General features: G+C 73.6%; 5 protein-coding genes. 3 read left to right on the top strand and 2 right to left on the bottom strand.

All coding sequences use genetic code 11. The features are described from left to right. Window positions 1-133: 133 nt before the first annotated feature. On the bottom strand, window positions 134-2,206 hold the full coding sequence (locus ACFV4F_RS08200; protein WP_380500957.1) for an alkaline phosphatase family protein: 2,073 nt from the start codon (window positions 2,204-2,206) through the stop codon (window positions 134-136). A 170-nt stretch (window positions 2,207-2,376) separates the two neighbouring features. Next, a complete protein-coding gene (locus ACFV4F_RS08205) occupies window positions 2,377-2,622 on the bottom strand; it encodes a hypothetical protein (RefSeq protein ID WP_380445926.1) in 246 nt (81 codons plus the stop codon). Between the two features lie 315 nt (window positions 2,623-2,937). On the opposite strand from ACFV4F_RS08205, the gene asnB reads away from it, so the two are divergent. The 3 genes from asnB (at window position 2,938) to ACFV4F_RS08220 (ending at window position 7,118) form a co-directional block, all read left to right on the top strand. Beyond that, window positions 2,938-4,809 (top strand): asparagine synthase (glutamine-hydrolyzing), encoded by a 1,872-nt coding sequence (gene asnB, locus ACFV4F_RS08210; protein WP_380445927.1) that lies wholly within the window; start codon window positions 2,938-2,940, stop codon window positions 4,807-4,809. A gap of 15 nt (window positions 4,810-4,824) precedes the next feature. Continuing rightward, complete coding sequence (gene glnT, locus ACFV4F_RS08215; RefSeq protein ID WP_380500959.1) at window positions 4,825-6,216, top strand: type III glutamate--ammonia ligase; 1,392 nt, start codon at window positions 4,825-4,827, stop codon at window positions 6,214-6,216. Between the two features lie 137 nt (window positions 6,217-6,353). Next, window positions 6,354-7,118, top strand: coding sequence for a hemerythrin domain-containing protein (locus ACFV4F_RS08220; protein ID WP_380500961.1), 765 nt, complete (start codon window positions 6,354-6,356; stop codon window positions 7,116-7,118). The last annotated feature ends 120 nt before the right edge of the window (window positions 7,119-7,238 follow it).

Genomic DNA, 7,238 nt, shown 5'->3' on the forward strand with positions numbered 1-7,238 from the left:
TGGGTGGCGGGGTTGGGGGGGGGGGCGTGTTTTCCTTGGGGGGGGCCCGGCCCCACCGACCCGGCGCGCCCCCCGGGGGGGCCGGGGGGCGGGGGGGGGGGGGCGGGGGGGGGGGGCCCCCCCCACGGTGGCGTCAGGAGACCGTGACGTCGTCGACGTAGGTGTACGTCGGGTCGCCGGCGGCGCCGTCGTCCTGGTTGGTGAGCGTCAGGGTGTAGCTGTGGCCGGCCGTGACCGGGGTCGTGGCGTTCTGCCAACCCAGGCCGCTGGTGCAGGTGTTGGCCAGCACGGTGGTGCTCGTGCCGGTGGTGACGTCCTGCAGCGTGGCGTTCGCCCAGTCGTAGTCGACGGTGTCCGGGCAGGTCACGTCGTACCAGAAGGAGAGCGTGGAGCTGCCGGCCGGAGCGGTGAAGGTCTGGGCGGCGGTGGACGCGGCGCTCGGGCTCGTGGAGCCGAGCACCGCGCCGTAGCCGCCGGTGCGGGCGGCGGCCGGGGTGACGGCGGCGGAGCCGGCCGTCGTCCAGCCCGAGAGGTCCCCGGCCTCGAAGCCGCCGTTGGTGAGGGCGGGGGCGGGCGCGGGGCTTCCGGTGCCGGTGAACACCTCGTCGTACGGGGTGGCCCAGGCGTCGTTGTTCGTCATCGCCGGCAGGCCGAGCGCGTCCCGGACCACCCGGGCGGTGCTGTAGTGGTCGTAGCGGTTCGTCGCCCGGTAGCCCGCCTTGACGGTGTTCTGCGAGCCGACGGCGACCGTCATCACCTGGTTCGTCTGGCCGGGGCCGAAGCCGCCGGGCGACGACTTGCCGTCCTCGTCGACGGTGACGATCAGCAGCGAGCGGTCGTTCTTCCAGGCCGGCGAGTCGAAGATGAGCGGCAGGTTGTTCTTCAGCCAGGTGTCGCCGGAGGAGATCGAGCAGAACTCGAAGTCGCTGCACGCCCCGGCCGCGAACCAGGTGAAGTTCGGGGTCGTCGACGCGGACTTCAGCGCGTTCGTGTAGTCGCTCCACGCGGGCCAGTGCGCCCGGCAGTAGGCGTTGTCGTTCTTCATCCGCGGGGCGTAGTAGAACGGCACGTCGTCGTTCTCGTAGTTGCCGCTGGAGGTGGTCTGGCAGGCGCTGGTCTGCCCGTAGACGCTCTCCGCCCAGGTCTTGCCGGCCTGGTCGAGCTTGTCGCCGAGGCCGTCGTTGGTGGCCGCGCAGGCCGCGCTGGTGATGCAGTTGCTGTTGTTGCCGCCGGGCGCCTTGGCGCTGCGCCCGTAGCTGTTGCCGAACGCGACCTGCTCGTAGTTCGGGTCCGAGTTGTGGGTGCCCGCGTGGTAGTCGGTGAGCAGCGAGCCCATGGGGATCAGCGTGTTGTTGATGTACGGCGCGTCGGTGGTGTTGCCGACGATGCCCGGGCTGCCGGTGGCGGTGTTGGACGCGGCCGAGTAGTTCGTGTTCTCCATCATGATCAGGAACACGTGGTCGTAGCCGGGCACGGCCGAGGCGGGGACGCTCAGCGTGCCGGGGGTGACGGCGGTGTCGAGGGTCAGCGACAGGTCGTCGGCCATGCCGTCGTTCTGGGTGCCCGTCATCGAGAAGTCGATGGTGACCTTGATCGAACGGGTGCCGGCGGGGAGGGCGCCGGTGGTGCTGCGCCGGACCATGCCGGTGGCGCTGCCGCGGTCGGCGGCCAGCACCGGGCCGATCGCCGAGCTGCCGAGGGAGGCGCCGGCGGCGTTCAGGTAGGTCGCGGTGGCCTTGGCGTTGTCGTCGTACGAGCCGACGCCGCCGAGCCAGCCGCTGAGCGTGGCGGACACCGAACCGCCGTCGACGGCGGTGGCGGCCGGGGACACGTCGACCGTCTGCGTCATCCGGGAGCTGTCGCGGGAGCCGCCCTGGAAGTAGGACGTGCCGCGGGTCGGCGAGCCGGGGGAGCCGGCGGTGGCGCCGGACGGCATGCCGTAACAGTCGATGACCGGGTCGCCGGCGGTGATCCGCCAGCCGGGGAGGGTGGTCTCCTCCCAGCCGCCGGGGCTGCACTGGCCGGTCTCGGCGTTGCCGTTGAGCAGCAGGTTGGCGCTGGTGGTGGCGCTCGTGGTGGCCGTCGTGGTGGCCGCGCTCGCGCTCGGGGTGGCGAGCGCAGCCGGGACGGCGAGGGCGAGGGCGAGGGCCGCTGCCGTGAGGGCGGCGGGGAGGCGGGACGGTCGTGAGCCGGACACAGGAATCATGCGGATGTCTCCGTGTGGGGTTCGAGGTCCCGGCGGCGCGGCCGGGCGTCCATACGATCCCGGTGGCTCGGCACACTTGTCTCTACAAGTTTTCTGACCGGCTCGTGAACAGTTGGCGACCGGATTCCCCATGGCCGGATTCCCCGTGATCGGGGTACCGGCGGCCCCGGTCAGCGCGCGGTGCGCCAGGTGGCTTCGAGACGGGTCGTCCCCTCGTCGGTGGTGACGGGGTGCCACTGGGCGCGCAATCCGGCCCGCCGCGCCGACGCGGACTCCTTGCCCATGGCCTGGAGGACGGTGCTGTCGAGCGGGCTCGCGGCCAGGCGCTCGACCGCCGCGGCGAGCGCGGCGCGCAGCCCGCGCCCCCGTCGGCCGACGGCGGGGACCGCGGAGTGGAACGCAGCGATGACGGACATGCGGATCACCTCCGGAACGACCTGCGGACCTGCAGGTACCCGACAGCCTGCACCGGCGCAGCGGCCCGCGATCCGGGTTTGACGCCTTGCTGGCGCCGCCCTGATGCGTTGCTGACGCGGGGTCGGCGTGAGCGCCCGCGGCCCGTCGGGCCGTACGGCGCCCGGGGCGGCCCTCCGGGGTGTCCGCCCGAAGCCGGACCGCGCCCGGCATGCGTCTTCAGAGCGCCTCGACCGCGCTCGGCCACCATGCCCGTCGTGGTGGCGAGACGGAGACCGGCCGGACGGCCGGGAGGCGTCGCCGGAAGGAGCGAGCGGATGTGCGGGATCGCCGGATGGGTCGACTTCGAGCAGGACGCGGACACGCTGCGCACGGTGGTGCGGGCGATGACGGACAGCCTGGCCTGCCGCGGGCCCGACGGTGACGGGGTGTGGTTCGCGCCGCACGCGGGCTTCGGGCACACCCGCAACGCCGTCATCGACATCCCGGGCGGCGGGCAGCCGATGGCCGCCGAGGAGAACGGCCGGGCCGTCGTCGCCGTGACGTACAACGGCGAGATCTACAACTTCCGCGAGCTGCGCGCGGAACTGGAGGCCAAGGGGCACCGGTTCACGACCCGGTGCGACACCGAGGTGGTGCTCCGCGGCTACCTGGAGTGGGGCCCGGACTGCGGCACGCACTTCAACGGGATGTTCGCGTTCGGCATCTGGGACAGCGGCCGGGAGGAACTCTTCCTGATCCGCGACCAGATGGGCATCAAGCCCCTGCTGTACAAGCGGCTGCCGAACGGCATCGTCTTCGGCTCCGAGGCCAAGGCGCTGCTCGCCCACCCGGCGGTGGACGCCCGGGTGGACGCCGGCGGGCTGGCCGAACTGCTGGCGCAGACGAAGTCCCCCGGCGTGTCGATCTACGCCGGCGTCCAGGAGGTCCTGCCCGGCAGCGTGCTGCGCTTCAGCCGCAAGGGCTCAGCGCAGAGCACGTACTGGGCCCTGGAGGCCCGCCCGCACACCGACGACCTGCCGACCACGGTCACCCGGGTGCGGGAGCAGCTGGAGGAGGTGGTGGCCCGGCAGCTGGTCGCGGACGTGCCGCGCGGCATGCTGCTCTCCGGCGGTCTCGACTCCAGCGTGCTGACCGCGCTCGCCGCCCGCTGGGCCAAGGAGAACGGCGAACCGCCGCTGCAGAGCTTCTCCCTCCTGCTCACCAGCGCGGAGGGCTTCCGGTCCGACGAGATGCGCGGCACCTCGGACGCGCCGTTCGCGCACGCGATGGCCAAGTACGCCGGGACGGTGCACCAGCAGATCACGCTGACCACCAAGGAGCTCGCCGACCCGGACGTGCGGCGGGCGTGCGTCGTGGCACAGGACATGCCGTCGATGTTCGGCGACATGGACGCCTCGGCGTACCTGCTCTCCAAGGCGGTGCGCGAGCGGGCCACGATGGTGCTGTCCGGGGAGACCGCCGACGAGGTGTTCGGTGGATTCCCGTGGGTGCACAACGAGGACGTCGTCTACAGCGACACCTTCCCGTGGATGGGCATCATGCACGTCTACGACGCCGCCCACCCCGGCCTCGGGCTCGGCCTGCTCGACAAGGGCCTGCTGCAGAAGCTGGACCTGCGCGGCTACGTCGCCCAGCGCTACCGCGAGGCGCTCGCCGAAGTGCCGGTGCTGGCCGGCGAGTCGAAGCACGAGCGCCGGATGCGCGAGGTCATCCACCTGCACCTGACCCGCTGGCTCGGGGTGCTGCTGGACCGCAGCGACCGGCTCGGCATGGGGCCGGCCCTGGAGATGCGGGTGCCGTACTGCGACCACGAGTTCGTCCAGTACGTCTTCAACACCCCCTGGGCGATGAAGAACCACGACGGCCGGGAGAAGAGCCTGCTGCGCGCCGCCGCCGGGGACCTGCTGCCGCGCAAGGTCCTGGACCGGCAGAAGAGCCCCTACCCGGTCACCCAGGACGGTGCCTACCTCGGCGAGCTCTGCCGCCAGCTGCGCGAGGTGCTCGCCGATCCGGCCGCGCCGGTGCTGCCGCTGATCGACGTCCCCGCCGCGCTGGCGGTCGCCGAGAACCCGGCGCGGGTGTCCGACCAGCCGGGCGTGTGGGCGTGGATCTGCCGGCTGGACGTGGAGATGGTGCTCAGCCTCAACACGTGGCTCGCCGAGTACCGCGTCACGCTGGACGTCTGACGGAGGGGTGATCTCGTGTCCACTCGTGTAGAAGCTCCGACGCACGCCCAGGCGCGGCCGCCGCGCTCCGCGGAGGAGTTCGTACGGGCCGTCGAACGGGACGGCATCGAGTTCGTGCTCGCCATGTTCGTCAACGTGGACGGCCGGCCGTGCTGCAAGCTGGTGCCGGCCGCGGCGGTGCCCCGGCTGCTCGCCGACGGGGTCGGGTTCGCGGGCCACGCGGTCGGGTCGATCGGGCAGTCGCCGGCCGACCCGGACGTGGTCGCCGTCCCGGACGTCACCAGTTACAGCGTGCTGCCGTGGCGGACCGGGCTCGCCGTCGTCCAGTGCGACCCGCACGTCAACGGCGCGCCCTGGCCCTACGCCCCCCGGGTGATCCTGCGCCGGGCGCTCGCCGAGCTCGCCGGGCGGGGCATGGTGCTCAAGGTCGGCGCCGAACCGGAGTACTTCCTGCTGCGGCGCACGGCCGACGGCGGCATCGCGGTCGCCGACCCGGAGGACACCGGCCCCCGGCCCTGCTACGACGCCCGCGGCCTGGGCCGCTCGCTGGACCACGTGGCGGAGGTGAGCCGCGCCCTGGGCCGCCTCGGCTGGGGCAACTACTCCAACGACCACGAGGACGCCCACGGCCAGTTCGAGCACAACTTCGACTACGCCGACGCCCTGGTCACCGCCGACCGCGTGGTGCTCTTCCGGTACCTGGTGCAGATGCTGGCGCGGGACGCCGGGCTGATCGCCAGCTTCATGCCGAAGCCCTTCGGCCACCTGACCGGCAGCGGCCTGCACCTGCACCTGAGCCTGTGGGGCACCGGCGGCGAGGAGCTGTTCCTGGACGAGGGCGACGCCCGCGGCCTGGGCGTCTCGGCGCTCGGCTACGCGTTCATCGGCGGCGTCCTGGCGCACGCCCCGGGGGTGGTCGGCTTCACCTGCCCGACCGTCAACTCCTACAAGCGGCTCGGGGCCAGGGGCGACACGGCCTCCGGCTCCAGCTGGGCGCCGACCTACGCCACGTACGGCGGCAACAACCGCACCCAGCTGCTGCGGGTGCCGGCGCCGGGCCGGGTCGAGGCGCGCTGCGTCGACTCCTCGGCGAACCCCTACCTGGCGACGGCCGCGCTGCTGGCGGCCGGCCTGGACGGCGTCGACCGGTCGGCGGACCCGGGCCCGCCGAACGAGGCCGACCTGGAGGCGGCCGAGGCGCAGCCGTCGAGCGGTGCGCCGCTGCCCGCCACGCTCGCCGAGGCGGCCGAGGCCGTCCGCCGGGACGCGGTGCTGCGCGCGGCCTTCGGCAAGGCGGGGGAGGGTGAATTCGTGGACTTCTACGCGCGGTCGAAGCACGAGGAGTTCGCCGAGTACCACCGGGCGGTCGGCGGGTGGGAGGTCGACCGCTACCTCACCACCCTCTGACACCGCAGTGCCTCTGCACCGAAGTGCACCACCGGGCGCGCCCGGTCGCCGCGGGTTGCCGCGGAGGCCGGGCGCGCTCCGCTAGTGTCGCCCTCGCTCGTCCACATCTGCGGTACCCGATAAGGGAGTTCACCGGTATGAGTACCGAATTCCAGCTCGACGACCAGGGCCGGATCACCGCCGCCACGTCCTTCCTGCTGGTCCACCACGCCCTGCGGCGGGACGCCGAACGCCTCCCGCGGGCGCTCGCCGCGCTCGACCCGCGGGACACCGCGCAGGCGGCCCTGCTGGACGACCGCTGGCGGCTGTTCGAGTGGGTGCTGGCCGACCACAGCGAGAACGAGGACGCCAGCCTCTTCCCGCTCGCCCTCTCGCGCGCCCCGGAGCTGGCCGAGCCGCTCGACGGCATCGAGCAGGAGCACGAGGAACTGGACGCGCGGCTCAAGGAGATCGGCCGGCTGATGGCCGACCTGACGACGCCCGAGGCCGTCGCCACGGCGCGGGCCGCCACCGAGCGGCTCGCCGGGCTGCTGGGCCGGCACCTGGACCGGGAGGAGAAGCACATCGTGCCGGTGCTGGTGGACCGGATCCGCCCCGAGGAACTGGCCGGCGGCCAGGGCAAGGGCGGTCCTGGCGCCGGTCCTGGCGCTGGTCCAGGCGCCGGTCCGGGCAAGGGCGGCCCCGGTGGTGGCCCGGGCCGGGCCGGCCAGGGCGGCCCCGGGGCGGGTGAGCCGCCGCGGTGGCTCGTCTCGACCTGGACCGAGGAGGACGTGGACCCGGTGGTGGTGGACGCGCTGATCGCCGCGCTGCCGCCGGCGTTCGCGGAGCAGATGGCCGGGGCACTGCCCGGCTGGCGGGAGCAGTACCGCGACCTCAACGCCCGGGTCTGGGCGCAGATCTGACGTGAACTCACACCGAGGTGGGGGGGGGGGGGGGGGGGGGCGGGCCCGGGGCGCCCCCCCCCCCCCCCGGGCGGGGGGACGCGCGCGCCCCCCCCGCCCCGCACCCCCCCCCGGGGGCGC

The sequence above is a fragment of the Kitasatospora sp. NPDC059722 genome, from assembly GCF_042733235.1.
Lineage (GTDB): Bacteria > Actinomycetota > Actinomycetes > Streptomycetales > Streptomycetaceae > Kitasatospora.

What these genes read in the sequence shown, in the direction of transcription:
- ACFV4F_RS08200 (WP_380500957.1), bottom strand. Translation starts at nt 2,206, where the DNA reads ATGATTCCTGTGTCCGGCTCACGACCGTCCCGCCTCCCCGCCGCCCTC.
- ACFV4F_RS08205 (WP_380445926.1), bottom strand. Translation starts at nt 2,622, where the DNA reads ATGTCCGTCATCGCTGCGTTCCACTCCGCGGTCCCCGCCGTCGGCCGA.
- asnB (WP_380445927.1), top strand. Translation starts at nt 2,938, where the DNA reads ATGTGCGGGATCGCCGGATGGGTCGACTTCGAGCAGGACGCGGACACG.
- ACFV4F_RS08220 (WP_380500961.1), top strand. Translation starts at nt 6,354, where the DNA reads ATGAGTACCGAATTCCAGCTCGACGACCAGGGCCGGATCACCGCCGCC.